Source organism: Stenotrophomonas sp. YJH_SMC_135, from assembly GCF_059372355.1.
Genome location: NZ_JCAFVN010000002.1, coordinates 415,769 through 429,403, shown reverse-complemented (window position 1 = coordinate 429,403; position 13,635 = coordinate 415,769). Strand labels below are relative to the sequence as shown.

The 13,635-nt window shown below is 67.6% G+C and carries 14 protein-coding genes; 3 read left to right on the top strand and 11 right to left on the bottom strand.

Features of this window, described 5'->3' with window-relative positions:
• Nucleotides 1-16: 16 nt before the first annotated feature.
• From xerC to AC5P98_RS08545, 6 genes are all read right to left on the bottom strand, one after another.
• A complete protein-coding gene (xerC, locus tag AC5P98_RS08570; RefSeq protein WP_049406045.1) occupies nt 17-913 on the bottom strand; it encodes a tyrosine recombinase XerC in 897 nt (298 codons plus the stop codon).
• Between the two features lie 16 nt (nt 914-929).
• Nucleotides 930-1,604: a DUF484 family protein gene (locus AC5P98_RS08565; protein WP_014648463.1), complete on the bottom strand. Its 675-nt coding sequence runs from the start codon at nt 1,602-1,604 to the stop codon at nt 930-932.
• Entirely contained in the window at nt 1,601-2,452 is an 852-nt protein-coding gene (dapF, locus tag AC5P98_RS08560) for a diaminopimelate epimerase (RefSeq protein ID WP_032961204.1), read from the bottom strand. The genes AC5P98_RS08565 and dapF overlap by 4 nt, the downstream gene beginning before the upstream one ends.
• On the bottom strand, nt 2,445-2,717 hold the full coding sequence (lptM, locus tag AC5P98_RS08555) for an LPS translocon maturation chaperone LptM (protein WP_014648465.1): 273 nt from the start codon (nt 2,715-2,717) through the stop codon (nt 2,445-2,447). Before lptM ends, dapF begins: the two co-directional genes overlap by 8 nt.
• A gap of 82 nt (nt 2,718-2,799) precedes the next feature.
• Complete coding sequence (locus AC5P98_RS08550; RefSeq protein WP_049406043.1) at nt 2,800-3,228, bottom strand: YbaN family protein; 429 nt, start codon at nt 3,226-3,228, stop codon at nt 2,800-2,802.
• Between the two features lie 54 nt (nt 3,229-3,282).
• Complete coding sequence (locus AC5P98_RS08545) at nt 3,283-5,394, bottom strand: S9 family peptidase (protein WP_049406041.1); 2,112 nt, start codon at nt 5,392-5,394, stop codon at nt 3,283-3,285.
• 143 nt (nt 5,395-5,537) lie between these two features.
• Here AC5P98_RS08545 and AC5P98_RS08540 point away from each other — a divergent pair, with 143 nt between their 5' ends.
• The gene (locus AC5P98_RS08540; RefSeq protein ID WP_049406038.1) at nt 5,538-6,731 is read left to right on the top strand and encodes a pyridoxal phosphate-dependent aminotransferase; all 1,194 of its coding nucleotides are present in this window, start codon (nt 5,538-5,540) and stop codon (nt 6,729-6,731) included.
• A gap of 118 nt (nt 6,732-6,849) precedes the next feature.
• On the opposite strand, the gene AC5P98_RS08535 is transcribed toward AC5P98_RS08540, so the two are convergent.
• Both AC5P98_RS08535 and AC5P98_RS08530 read right to left on the bottom strand, forming a co-directional pair.
• On the bottom strand, nt 6,850-8,946 hold the full coding sequence (locus tag AC5P98_RS08535; protein ID WP_049406036.1) for a prolyl oligopeptidase family serine peptidase: 2,097 nt from the start codon (nt 8,944-8,946) through the stop codon (nt 6,850-6,852).
• Between the two features lie 69 nt (nt 8,947-9,015).
• Complete coding sequence (locus AC5P98_RS08530; RefSeq protein WP_049406034.1) at nt 9,016-9,339, bottom strand: hypothetical protein; 324 nt, start codon at nt 9,337-9,339, stop codon at nt 9,016-9,018.
• 128 nt (nt 9,340-9,467) lie between these two features.
• Here AC5P98_RS08530 and AC5P98_RS08525 point away from each other — a divergent pair, with 128 nt between their 5' ends.
• Complete coding sequence (locus AC5P98_RS08525) at nt 9,468-10,070, top strand: lipocalin family protein (RefSeq protein ID WP_014648471.1); 603 nt, start codon at nt 9,468-9,470, stop codon at nt 10,068-10,070.
• Between the two features lie 96 nt (nt 10,071-10,166).
• Here AC5P98_RS08525 and AC5P98_RS08520 read toward each other — a convergent pair whose 3' ends face one another.
• From AC5P98_RS08520 to AC5P98_RS08510, 3 genes are all read right to left on the bottom strand, one after another.
• Nucleotides 10,167-10,856 (bottom strand): methionine ABC transporter permease, encoded by a 690-nt coding sequence (locus AC5P98_RS08520; RefSeq protein ID WP_014038544.1) that lies wholly within the window; start codon nt 10,854-10,856, stop codon nt 10,167-10,169.
• Nucleotides 10,853-11,860, bottom strand: a complete 1,008-nt coding sequence (locus AC5P98_RS08515; protein ID WP_049406032.1) for a methionine ABC transporter ATP-binding protein — start codon at nt 11,858-11,860, stop codon at nt 10,853-10,855. The genes AC5P98_RS08520 and AC5P98_RS08515 overlap by 4 nt, the downstream gene beginning before the upstream one ends.
• 210 nt (nt 11,861-12,070) lie before the next feature.
• Entirely contained in the window at nt 12,071-12,967 is an 897-nt protein-coding gene (locus AC5P98_RS08510) for a DMT family transporter (protein WP_014648474.1), read from the bottom strand.
• A 155-nt stretch (nt 12,968-13,122) separates the two neighbouring features.
• On the opposite strand from AC5P98_RS08510, the gene AC5P98_RS08505 reads away from it, so the two are divergent.
• A complete protein-coding gene (locus AC5P98_RS08505; protein ID WP_006471121.1) occupies nt 13,123-13,605 on the top strand; it encodes a YajQ family cyclic di-GMP-binding protein in 483 nt (160 codons plus the stop codon).
• Nucleotides 13,606-13,635 lie beyond the last annotated feature (30 nt).

The window sequence follows — 13,635 nt, the reverse complement described above, 5'->3', positions numbered from 1 at the left end:
GCCGCAGGGGCAACGTTCAGCTTTCTCCGCTGCCCTCGTTGCTGCGTCGACGCTTCGCGCGCGGATGCGCGGCGTCGTAGACCTTGGCCAGGTGCTGGAAATCGAGGTGGGTATAGATCTGCGTGGTGGCGATGTCGGCGTGGCCCAGCAGCTCCTGCACACCGCGCAGGTCGCCGGACGATTCCAGGATGTGGCTGGCGAAACTGTGCCGCAGCATGTGCGGGTGCACGTGCTTGAACAGGCCCTGGCGCTGCGCCAGCTGGCGGATGCGGATCTGCACTGCACGCTGGCTGATCGGCCCGTTGCGGCCGGGGAACACCGGCGAGGCCGGGCCGCCGCCACTTTCCGCGCGCCACGCCTGCAGCGCTTCGCGCGCCGGCCGGCCGAACGGCACCCGGCGCTGGCGGTTGCCCTTGCCCAGCACGTTCACCAACCCGCTGTCGAAATCCAGATCGCGCCAGGTCAGCGCGCAGACTTCGCTCAGGCGCAGGCCAGAGGAATAGAACAGTTCCAGCAACGCGCGGTCACGGCGGCCGAGCTCACCCTCCGGCTCCAGCTCGACCAGCTGCACCGCCTCATCGGCGTCGAGGACCTGTGGCAAGCGGCGCGGTGCGCGCGGTGCCTTCAGCGTCGCTGCCGGGCTGACCTCGATGCGCCCGTGCTTGAGCAGCCAGGCATAGAAGCTTCGGCAGGCCGACAGGCGCCGCTGCAGGCTCTTGGCCGACAGGCCACGGCGGTGCTCGTCGGCAACGAACTGGCGCACGGCCTCGGCATTCAGTGCCTCCACCGCCACGCCACGCGGCTCGGCCCAGGCCGACAGCGCGTCCAGGTCGCGGCGGTAGGCGTCGAGCGTATGCGCCGACATCCGCCGCTCCACCTGCAGGTGCTGCAGGAAGGCCTGTACCGCGCTCATCGTCGTCGCAACCTGCTCAGCCCGGGAAGCGCTTCAGGCCAGTGACCAGCGCGTCGCCCATCATGCGCAGGAACAACGTCCCCATGCCCGGGTAGAAGCGGTTCGGGTCGTGGCTGCCGACCGCGATCAGGCCCACGCCCGGTAGCGGCAGCAGCGCGGTGGTCTGCACTTCCTCGCTGCGCACGCCGTACAGCACGGCATTCTTTTCCGGCTGCAGGCGGCCGCAGATCGGCTCGCCATCGTTCAGGCAATCGCGGAACGGGCCCAGCTGCGGATCATCCGCGGCAATCACCTGCAGCCAGTCGGCCTGTTCCAGCCCGGCCACTGGCGTGTGCACCACCAGCCGCACCAGGTCGCCGGCGAAGTCTTCCTGCAACGAGGCGGCCATCGCGCGCAGGGTGTCAGCCGCGTTGTCCTGCTTCATCAGCGCCAGGGTCAGCTGGTGCGTGCGCACCGCCAGCCGCTCATTGACCTGGGCGGTCGCGCCCAGATCGGCCAACCGTCGTGCCAGCTCGCGGTTCTTCTCGCGCAGCACTTCCAGCTGGTAGCTGGCCAGCGACGCGGTCGGGCCGTCGTCACGCGGCACCACCAGGGTCAGGGCCAGGTCCGGGAACTGCTTGAGGAAGCCGGGATGACGCCGCAACCAGGCAGCGACTTCATGGGCCCCGAGCTTGTCGACGGTTTCGGTCATGCGATCCACTCCCCTTCGAAGACGAATGCGGTCGGGCCCGCCATCACCACCGGCTGGCCATCGCCCGGCCACTGGATGCGCAGGTCGCCACCGGGCAGGCTGATGCGGGCATCGCGCTGCAGGCGACCGCGCTGCATCAGGGTCACCGCGGCGGCACAGGCACCACTGCCGCAGGCCAGGGTCTCGCCGACACCGCGCTCGAACACGCGCAGGCGGGCGTGGGCCGGGCTCATCACCTGGGCGAAGCCCACGTTCACCGAGCGCGGGAACGACGCATGCTGCTGCAGCAGCGCACCGACGCGCTCGACCGGTGCAGCATCGACCAGGCCCACTTCGATCACCGCATGCGGGTTGCCCATCGACACCGCGGCGAAGCGTACGCTCTCGCCCTGCAGCGGCAGCAGGTATTCCTCGCGCGCGTGCGCAAAGCCCATCAGCGGCACGTTGGCCGGCTCGAAGGCGGGCACGCCCATCGTCACCGCAAACTGCCCTTCGCCCAGCACCTTCACTTCATGGCTGGCCAGCGGGCTGTCGATGACGAATGCATCGCCCTGCGCACTGCCCTCGCGCACCAGCCAAGCGGCGATGCAGCGCGCGCCGTTGCCGCACTGCTCGGAATTGGAGCCGTCGGCATTCCAGATGCGGTACGAGGCCACCGAACCGTCCGCACGCGGTGCCTCGATGGTCAGGATCTGGTCGCAGCCAACGCCGGTGTGGCGGTCGGCCAGGCGCGCGGCCAGCTCGGGCGTGGGCGGCGCGGTGCCGTCACGCAGGTCGATCACTACGAAATCATTGCCCGCGCCATGCATCTTGCTGAAACGCAGGGCCCTGGAACCGGCCTTACTCATTCCCGCTGCCCGCCTTCTTCGCGGGCGTGGGCGCCGGCTGGGTGGCCGGTGCGGCCGGCTCCACGGTCGTGGCCGGGGTGCCGCTGCCCTGGGTCTGCGGCGCAGTCGCCTCGGTGGCGGGCTCGGCAGCGGGTTCGACAGTTTCTTCCACCGGCACCGGCTTCTGCGGCAGTACCAGCGGGCCCTTGTTGCCGCAGGCGGCGAGGAGCAGCAGCGAGGCCGCTGCCAGCGGAATCAGGATGGCGTTTCGATGGGGGATCTTCATGCCCCGAGTATAGCCATTGGCGGCTGAGCGGTTGGTGCAGGGAATCGGGTTGCCGGCCAGCGGCCGGCACTACCGCCGGCGCTCAATCCGCGGGCGGCGGTGGCAGCGGCCGCGTCCACAGCCAGATTGCGACCACGGTCATGCTGCCGATCGAGAACCACTTCACCCAGGCGATCGGCACGCACCACAGCATGATGCCGGCGCATACCGCCATGGTGATCGTGGCCATCCACTTGCCGTAGCGGCTGACCGCCCCGTGTGCCTGCCAGTTGACGATGGCCGGGCCGAAACGCGGATGCTGCAGCAGCCAGGTATGCAGGCGCTCCGAACCGCGCGAGGCGGCCCAGGCCGAGATCAGGATGAATACGGTGGTCGGCAGCCCCGGAACGAAAATGCCGACGATGCCGGTGCCCAGGCTGACGTACGCCAGCAGCCACCATGCCCAGCGGAAACGCACCACGCGCGGCGGCGTGGCGCTATCGCGGGGTGCAGATGGCTCGGGCAGGCTCATGGCCGCAAGGATACCGGTTCGGGGTGCCAGGCAGCGCCCGGCGCCCCTTCGCCGTTACGGCTGGGCGATGCCCAGCTGCTGCAGCACGAACGCGTACGACTCGGACAGTTCACGGTAGCGCTGGAAGCGCCCCGACTTGCCGCCGTGGCCAGCTTCCATGTTGGTGCGGAACAGGATCGGGTAGTGGCCGGTGTTGTCATCACGCAGCTTGGCCACCCATTTGGCGGGCTCCCAGTACTGCACCTGCGAATCCCACAGGCCGGTACCCACGTACAGCGCCGGGTACGCCTGCTGCTTCACGTTGTCATAGGGCGAGTAGGACAGCATGTAGTCGTAATACGGCTTCTGCTCCGGGTTGCCCCACTCGTCGTATTCGTTGGTGGTCAACGGAATGGTCGGGTCGAGCATGGTGGTGACCACGTCGACGAACGGCACCTGCGCCACCATCACCCGGTAATCCTGCGGCGCCTGGTTGGCCACCGCGCCCATCAGCAGGCCGCCGGCGCTGCCACCGGACGCGGCCACGCGATCCTTCGCCGCCCAGCCCTGTGCTACCAGGCCACGGGTGACGTCGATGAAGTCGTTGAAGGTGTTCTGCTTGTGCAGCAGCTTGCCGTTCTCGTACCAGTCGCGTCCCATCTCCTGGCCGCCACGGATGTGGGCGATGGCATACACCACGCCACGATCAAGCAGGCTGACCGCGGTCTGGTTGAAGTACGGATCCATCGACATGCCGTAGCTGCCGTAGGCGTACTGGAACAGCGCGCCCTTGCCGTCCTTCTGGTAGCCCTTGCGGTAGACCAGCGACACCGGCACCTTCACGCCATCGCGCGCGGTGATCCAGACGCGGTCGGTCTCGTACTTCGAGGCGTCATAGCCGATCACCGGCTGCACCTTCAGCTGGCGACGCTCGCCGGTGGCGGTGTTCAGCTCGAACACGGTGGTCGGGGTGGTCATCGAGGTGTAGACGTAGCGCAGCCACGGCGTATCGGCCTCGGTGTTATCGCCCAGGCCCATCGAATAGGCCGGCTCGTCGGCCTTCACGTAGTCGCTGCGCCCGTCCTTGAACAGCAGGCGGATGCGCTCCAGGCCCTCGGACCGTTCGGCGATGGCGGTGTACGTGTCGAACAGTTCGAAGCCTTCGATGAACACCGCATCGTCGTGCGCGATCCAATCCTTCCATTGCGCCCGCGAGGTGGCATCGGTCGGTGCGGTGACCAGCTTGAAATTCTTGGCACCATCATTGGTGCGGATCACCCAGCGGCCGTCATGGTGGTCGGCGTCGTACTCGACATCGCGCTGGCGCGGGGCCAGCACGGTGAAGGTGGTCGGGTCGCTGGCCGGCGCGTAGCGCTCTTCCGAGGACACGGTGCTGTGCACGCCGATGGTGATGAAGCGATCGTCGCGGGTGCGGCCGATGCCCATGTAGAAACTGTCGTCCTTCTCTTCGTAGACGACGGTGTCGGCGCTGGCCGGGGTGCCCAGCACGTGCTTCTTCACGCGCACGGTCAGCAGCGTTTCCGGATCGTTCTCGACATACAGCACGGTGCGGTTGTCGTCGGCCCAGACCAGGTCGCCGGAGCTGCCGGTGATCACATCGGGCAGCACCGTGCCGGTGGCCAGGTCCTTGAAGCGGATCGTGTACTGGCGGCGGCCGACGTCATCGTCGGCCCAGGCCAGCAGCTGGTTGTCCTGGCTGACTTCCATCGAACCGACGCTGAAGTAGCCCTTGCCGGCGGCCATCGCGTTGACGTCCAGCAGGATTTCCTCTGCCGCCTCCATGCTGCCCTTGCGGCGCGCGTGGATGGGGTAATCCTGGCCGGTCTCGAAGCGGCTGTAGTACCAGTAGCCGCGCTCGCGCGCCGGCACGCTGGAATCGTCCTGCTTGATGCGGCCGACGATCTCCTTGTACAGGGTGTCTTCCAGTGGCTTCAGCGGCGCCAGCAGCTGGTCGGCGTAGGCATTCTCGGCCTGCAGGTAGGCCAGCATGTCCTTGTTCTCGCGCTTGTCGTCGCGCAGCCAGTAATAGTCATCGTTGCGGGTCGCGCCGAACGGCGCCTTGACCACGTGCGGATGCTTGGCGGCATCCGGCGGAACGGGCGGCGTGGCGGCGGTAGCAGTCGTGGTCATCAGGCTGGCGAGCAACAGGCAGAGGGTGGACTTCATGAGATAAGGCTCCTGGCGCATCAATGCAATGGTCTTCGACGGGGTCAGATCCCTTTTCCCGAAAAGGGATCTGACCCCAATCTCGGCAATGCGGCAACCCTGCGGAACGTCATGGGTTGCGCCGGCCGGCGTACCATGGGCACATGAGCACCCCGCCCCACACGCCGGGCTACAGCCGGCGCAGCCATGAAATCGCTCCGTTCCACGTGATGTCCCTGCTGGCCCGCGCGCAGGCGCTGGAACAGGCAGGCCACGATGTGATCCACCTGGAAATCGGCGAACCGGACTTCACTACCGCCGAACCCGTCGTGCGTGCCGGCCAGGCCGCACTGGCCGCCGGCCACACCCGCTACACCGCCGCGCGCGGCCTGCCGGCGCTGCGCCAGGCGATCAGCGGTTTCTACCGCAGCCACTATGGGCTGGATGTCGATCCCGAACGCATCCTGGTCACCCCGGGTGGGTCCGGTGCGCTGCTGCTGGCCAGCAGCCTGCTGGTCGATCCCGGCCGCCACTGGCTGCTGGCCGACCCCGGCTACCCCTGCAACCGCCACTTCCTGCGCCTCGTCGAGGGCGGCGCGCAGCTGGTGCCGGTCGGCCCGGACACCGCCTACCAGCTGACCCCTTCGCTGGTGGAACAGCACTGGAATGACGACAGCGTCGGCGCGCTGGTCGCCTCACCGGCCAATCCGACCGGCACCGTGCTGTCCGCCGACGAACTGGCGGCACTGTCGCAGGCCCTGCACGCGCGGGGCGGCCACCTGGTGGTGGACGAGATCTACCACGGCCTGACCTACGGCCTGGATGCGCCCAGCGTGCTGCAGGTGGACGACAGCGCGTTCGTGCTGAACAGCTTTTCCAAGTACTTCGGCATGACCGGCTGGCGGCTGGGCTGGCTGGTGGCACCGCCTGCAGCGGTACCGGACCTGGAAAAGCTGGCGCAGAACCTGTACATCAGCGCCTCCAGCATCGCCCAGCACGCCGCGCTCGCCTGCTTCAGCGAGGAATCGATGGCGATCTTCGAACAGCGCCGGGAAGCGTTCCGCCAACGCCGCGACTTCCTGCTGCCCGCGTTGCGTGAGCTCGGCTTCCGCATTGAAGTCGAGCCGCAGGGCGCGTTCTACCTGTACGCCGATGTCAGCGCGTTCACCGACGACGCGCAGGCGTTCTGCGCGCACTTCCTGGAAACCGAGCACGTGGCGTTCACCCCGGGCCTGGATTTCGGCTTCCATCGCGCCAACCAGCATGTGCGGCTGGCGTATACCCAGCAAGTACCGCGGTTGCAGGAGGCGGTGGCGCGGATCGCGCGCGGGTTGAAGCGTTGGCAGGGATCACGTTGAGGGTAGTGCCGGCCGCTGGCCGGCAAGCCGGGAATACCTGAATGATGCGGTTGCCGGCCAGCGGCCGGCACTACCGGTAAAGAAAAACGCCGCCCTGGGGCGGCGTTTTCCGTTCTGCTTACTTGCCGCCCAACCGCTCCCACAGGAAGCTGTAGGCCAGCGCGGACATATGCGCGGCCTGTGCGTTGTTGGCTGCGCCGCCGTGGCCCCCTTCGATGTTCTCGTAGTAGGTCACGTCCTTGCCGGCGTCGATCATCTTCGCCGCCATCTTGCGGGCGTGGCCCGGGTGCACGCGGTCATCGCGGGTGGAGGTCGTGAACAGCACCGGCGGGTAGTTCTTCTTCGCGTTGAACAGGTGATACGGCGAGAAGGTCTTGATGAATTCCCAGTCGCTGGTGTCCGGGTTGCCGTACTCGGCCATCCACGAGGCGCCGGCCAACAGGTGGCTGTAGCGCTTCATGTCCAGCAGCGGCACCTGCACCACCACCGCACCGAACAGCTCCGGGTACTGGGTCAGCATGTTGCCGGTCAGCAGGCCACCGTTGCTGCCGCCCTGCACGCCCAGGTGCTTGGCGCTGGTGATCTTGCGCTTGACCAGGTCCCGCGCCACCGCGGCCATGTCTTCATACGCCTTGTGACGGTTCTGCTTCAGCGCCGCCTGGTGCCAGCGCGGGCCGTACTCGCCGCCGCCGCGGATGTTGGCGACCACGTACACGCCGCCCTTCTCCAGCCAGGCGCGGCCCATGCCACCGGAATAGCTCGGGGTCAGCGAGATCTCGAAACCACCGTAGCCATACAGCAGGGTCGGGTTGGAGCCATCGAGCTTCATCGCCCTGTCGTGCACCACGAAATACGGCACGCGGGTGCCGTCCTTGCTGGTGGCGAAGTGCTGCTCGATCACCTTGCCCTTGGCATCGAAGAAGGCCGGCATGGTCTTCAGCGTTTCCGGCGCCTGGCCGATCTCGGCCAGGGCCAGCGTGGTCGGCGTCAGGTAATCGGTGGCGGTCAGCCACACCGCGTCGCTGTCATTGCTGTCCACCGCAGCCACGCCCAGCGTGCCGAAGGCCGGGGCGCCGACGAAGCGGCTGGTCTGCCAGCCGTCGGCGCCCGGGGTCAGCACCGACAGGCGGTTCTTGACGTCGTCCAGCACATTCAGCACCAGGTGGCTCTTGGTCCAGCTGGCACTGGCCAGCGAGGTGGTCGCGGTTGGGGTGAACAGCACGTCGAAGTCGCGCTTGCCGGCCAGGAAGTCGTCCAGCTTCGTCGCCAGCAGCGAACCGGACGCGTAGGTCTTGCCGCCCACGGTCCACGGATCGCGCAGTTCCAGGGTCAGCCACTGCTTGTGCAAACCCTTCTCGGCCGAGTTCGGCGCATCGATCTTGGTCAGCGTGCCGTCGTCGCCACGCAGGTAGAGCTCGTTGTTGTAGAACGCCAGGGTGCGGCTGACCAGGTTGCGTTCGAAGCCCGGGGTGTCATCGTGCATCGCCGCGATGTACATGTCCTCCGGCTTGCCTTCGTACACCACGGTGGCCGAGGCCATCGGCGTGCCGCGCTTCCACAGCTTGGCCACGCGCGGGTAGCCGGAGGTGGTCATCGAGCCGGCACCGAAGTCGGTGTAGACGAACACGGTGTCGCGATCGACCCAGTTGAGGCCGCCCTTCGACTCCGGACGGAAGAAGCCGTCCTTGATCCAGGTCTTGTTGGCCAGATCGAACTCGCGGGTGACGTCGGCGTCGGCGCCGCCGCGCGACAGCGCGATCAGGCAGCGGCTGTAATCCGGGCGCAGGCAATCGGCGCCGTGCCAGACCCAGTTCTCGCCCTCGGCCTTGTTCAGTGCATCCAGGTCGAGCACGGTCTCCCACTGCGGCGAGGCCTTGCGGTACTCGGCCAGGGTGGTGCGGCGCCACAGGCCGCGCTCGTGCTGCTGGTCCTTCCAGAAGTTGTAGTAGTAATCGCCGATCTTCTGCACGCCGGGAATCTTGGCGTCGGAGTCGAGCACCTCGCGGATGCTGGTCTCCATCTGCTTGAAGGCCGGGGTCTGCGCCAGGCGCGCCTCGGACTTGGCATTCTGTTCCTTGACCCAGGACAGTGGCTTGTCGCCGGTGACGTCCTCCAGCCAGGCGTAGCGATCGGTGTCTTCAGCGGCCACGGCGGTCCCCACCGAGGCAGCGGTCATCATGCCGGCCAGCAGGCAGGCGGAAGCGAGTCGTGACATTGCAGCTCCAGGCAGTCATAAGCCGGGGAACGCTAGCACGGAATGTCGCGGCCTCCCCCGTGTCGAAGGTCAGGCCGTGGCCGCCGGACCGCGCCGCCCGCGTGCGGCGGTAGTCGGTCGACGGCGCGCCTGTCCACCGGTACGCCGCGCCCGCCATCGCCATGACGGGTGCGGCAGCGGAAAGCGCAGCAGCGCCCACCAGGCCGCGAGCGGCATGCCCACCAGCCACATCGGCAGCCAGCCCAGCCATGCGCTGCTGCCACGCGCCGCCGGCCAGACCAGTACCAGCGCCAGCCCAGCCAGGGTCAGCTGCCGCACGCCGCGCAGCAGGCGCGGGTCGGCGCGTTCGATGACGCGTTCAGTTGCAGGGCGACGGACGGAACGAGCGTTCATGGGGGCTTCTCCGGTAGACAATGCAACACAGCTTGGGCAAGCCCCTTCTCACAGGATGCGACACCATTGACGGATCGCGTGCACACAGTCGACCATGCGCGTGCAAGCCCACTGGAGCCCGCTCCCGCATGACTTCGATCCGCCCGTTCTGCGCCGTGCTGCTGGCTCTGTCCCTGGCAGGTCCTGCCATGGCCGCCAGTGAGCCGCCGTCGCCCCGCGCCAGCGCCACCGACGCGGCCGACCCGGGGGCGCCGATCGACCTGAAGCGCTTCATGGGCACCTGGTATGTGATCGGCCGCGTGCCGAACTTCATCGAACGCGGGCATGTCGCCAGCGTCAACGAGTACGAGCTGCGCGACGAGCACAAGGTCGCCATCACCTACCGCTACCGTGATGGCTTCGGCGAACCACTGCAGGAAATTCGCGCACGTGCCAGCGTCGATCCGGACAGCGGCAACCATGGCTGGCGAACCTGGTTCTATCGCGTGGTGCCGACCCATTCGCGGGTACTGGAAGTGGCCCCGGACTATTCATGGGCACTGATCGGTTATCCGGGCCGCGAAATGGCCTGGATCTTCGCGCGCAAGCCGGACATGGACAAAGCCCTGTACAAGGAGCTGGCCGAGCGCCTGCGCGACGAGTACGGCGTGAACACCGACAAGCTCAAGCGCGTGCCTCAGCATCCGGAACAGGTCGGCAAGCTGGGCTACGAAGTACCGAACGCGCGTTGACCGCACGTGGAGTTGCCGGCCAGCGGCCGGCACTACCGTTTTTTTCCCGGCAATCGGGTAGAGCCGGCCGCTGGCCGGCTGCCGCCCGGCATTCTGTTACTTGCGGCTGTAATGCGCGACCAAGCGGTCGCCGAGCATCTGCAGCAGTTGCACCAGGACCAGCAACAGGACCACGGTGACCAGCGCCACGTCGGTGTGCGAACGCTGGTAACCATCGCGGAACGCCAGGTCGCCGAGGCCACCGGAACCGATCGCACCGCCCATCGCGGTGAAGCCGATCAGGGCCACGGTGGTGACCGTCGCCCCGGCGATCAGCCCCGGTCGTGCTTCCGGCAGCAGCACCCGGGTGACCAGCTGCCAGGTGGTGGCGCCCATCGCCTGGGTCGCCTCGATCACGCCACGATCCACTTCGCGCAGCGCGGTCTCGACAAGGCGCGCGTAGAACGGCGCCGCGCCGATCACCAGTGGCACGATCGCGCCGCGCACGCCCAGCGAGGTACCCATCAGGAACAGCGTGACCGGGATCAGCACGATCATCAGGATGATGAAAGGCACCGAGCGCAGCAGGTTCACCACCAGAGCCAGCACGCCATAGGCAAACGGCCGGCGCTTCATCTGCGGCGCCCCGAACAGGTACAGCAGCACGCCCAGCGGCAGGCCGATGGCCAGGGTCAGCGGCAGCGAACCGAGCAGCATCAGCAGGGTGTCGATAGTGGCCTGGCCGATGTCGGCCCACTTGCCCGCATCCAGGTGACGGAAGAAACCGCCGGCAGTGGCGATGATCATCGACGCAGCTCCTCGACATGCACGCCGGCAGCCACGAAGGCCGCCTGCGCGGCGGACTGGTCACCGCCCACCAGGGCGACCACCAGCTGGCCATAGGGGGTGTCCTTGATCCGGTCGATACGGCCGGACAGGATGTTGTAGTCGACCCCGGTCTGGCGCGCGACGCTGCCCAGCAGGGGTTCGTAGGTGTCACCGCCGAGGAAGGTCAGGCGCACGATGCGCCCGCCGACCACGTCGAAATCGCGGTGCAACGTCCCTTCGTCCACGTGCTCCGATTCGCTGACGAACCGCCGCGTGGTCGGGTGCTGCGGATGCAGGAACACCCGGGTAACCGGGCCGGTCTCGACCATCTGGCCAGCATCGAGCACGGCCACGCGGTCGCAGACACGGCGGATCACGTCCATCTCGTGGGTGATCAGCACGATGGTCAGGCCCAGCTCGCGGTTGATCTTCGACAACAGCGACAGCACCGAGGCGGTGGTCTGCGGATCCAGCGCGCTGGTGGCCTCGTCGCACAGCAGGATCTGCGGGCGGGTCGCCAGCGCACGGGCGATGCCGACGCGCTGCTTCTGGCCGCCGGACAGCTGCGCCGGATACTTCTGCGCATGCGCTTCCAGGCCCACGGTCTGCAGCAGCTCGGCCACGCGCGCGTCGATCTCCGCCTGCGGCGTGCCGGCCAGCTCCAGCGGGAAGGCGACATTGCCAGCCACCGTGCGCGACGACAGCAGGTTGAAGTGCTGGAAGATCATGCCGATGCGCCGGCGCAGCGTGCGCAGGCCGTCCGCGTCCAGTGCGGTGACATCCTCGCCACCGATCAGCAGCCGGCCACCGCTGGGTTCTTCCAGGCGGTTGATCATGCGGATCAGGGTCGACTTGCCGGCGCCGGAATGGCCGATGATGCCGAATACCTCACCGGCCTCGATGGTCAGGTCCAGCGGTTGCAGCGCGCTGACTTCGCGGCCGGCAACGGCATAGGATTTGTGCAGGCGCTGGAACTCGATCACGGGCGTGGCTCACCGGCTGGGTGACGGAAGGGGGCGTGCAGCCTACCAGCGCAGGCGGTCGCGCGCCCGCGCCATGGGCCAGAATGTTATTCCTTTTGGTTCTAAGCCGCCCGCGCCGACGTGTTGGCTGGGGCCAGAGCCCCTGCGGGGATCCGACCCCGGGGTCGGATCCCCGCAGGGGCTCTGACCCCATTCCCAGGCCCAACCGGCTCAGGGATGGTCCAGCGGCTTAGGTGGCTGCACCCGGTTCAGGCGCTCACGATGCAGCAGGTACAGCCCCGAAGCCACGATGATCGCGGCGCCCACCCAGGTATAGCCATCAGGCAGCTGGCCCCAGAAGGCCAGATCCCAACCGATCACCCAGACCAGGCCACTGTATTCCAAGGGCGCGATCATCGAGGCCTCGCCCAGCTGGAACGCCTTGGTCAGGGCGATCTGGCCCAGCGCCCCGGCCAGGCCCATGCCGGCGATCAGCGGCGCATGCGCCAGCTGCAGCGGCACCCAGCCGGGAAGGGACAGCAGGCCGGCACCGATGGCCATGATCACCAGGAACCAGACCACCATCGACTGCGAGGTATCGGTGCGGGTCAGCAGGCTGACCGTGATCGCCGCCACGGCATAGGCGGTGGCCGCAGCCAGCACCATCAGGCCGGGCACCGAGATGAAACCGTCCACGCCCGGCCGCAGCACCACCAGCACGCCGACCAGGCCGATGCCGATGGCGACCCAGCGCCGTGGCCCGACCCGCTCGCCCAGCAGCGGTACCGACAAGGCGGCGATCAGCAGCGGGGCGACGAAATAGATGGTGTAGGCGGTGGACAGCGGCAGGTCGCGCAGGGCGAACACGAAGCAGCCAATCATCGCCATGCCCAGCGCGCCACGCAGCAGGTGCAGGCCCCAGCGACGCGGCACCAGCGAGCGCGGGCCGGCGCTGGCCAACACCCAGACCAGCACGAACGGCAACGAGGCCGCGCCGCGCAGGAAGGTCACTTCCAGGGTCGGATAGCTGGCCGACAGCTGCTTCATGCCAGCGTCCATCAGCGAGAAACAGGCGACCGCAGCGACCATCCAGGCCACCGCACGCGAAGGGGAGCGTTGCACGTTCATGGCCCATTATCGCCCGGTCGTCGCTTTCTGTAGAGCCGAGCCCACGCTCGGCTGCCCTTCACAAAGCCGCCGAGCGTGGGCTCGGCGCTACAAAGGGCGGGCATGCGGGCCCTCGCGATAGAATGATCACCACTGAAACCTGCGGAGCACCGCCCATGCCTTCCTTCGACGTCGTGTCCGAAGTCGACACCCACGAGCTGACCAACGCCATCGACCAGGCCAACCGCGAACTGGCCACCCGCTTCGACTTCAAGGGCGTGGACGCAAAGTTCGAGCGCGACGGCGATGTCATCAACCAGACCGCGCCGACCGAATTCCAGCTCAAGCAGATGAACGACATTCTGCGTGCTCGCCTGGCCGCACGCGGCATCGACGTGCTCAGCCTGGAGTTCGGCGACATCGAGACCAACCTGGCCCAGGCCCGGCAGAAGATCACCGTCAAGCAGGGCATCGAGCAGAAGATCGCCAAGAAGATCGCGGCGGCGCTGAAGGATGCCAAGCTGAAGGTGGAAAGCCAGATCAACGGCGACAAGCTGCGCGTGCAGGGCAAGAAGCGCGACGACCTGCAGGACGCCATCGCCGTGCTCAAGGCCGGCAAGTTCGAGCTGCCGCTGCAGTTCAACAACTTCCGCGACTGAGGCATCCGCACGACGGCGCGTTGCCAGCGA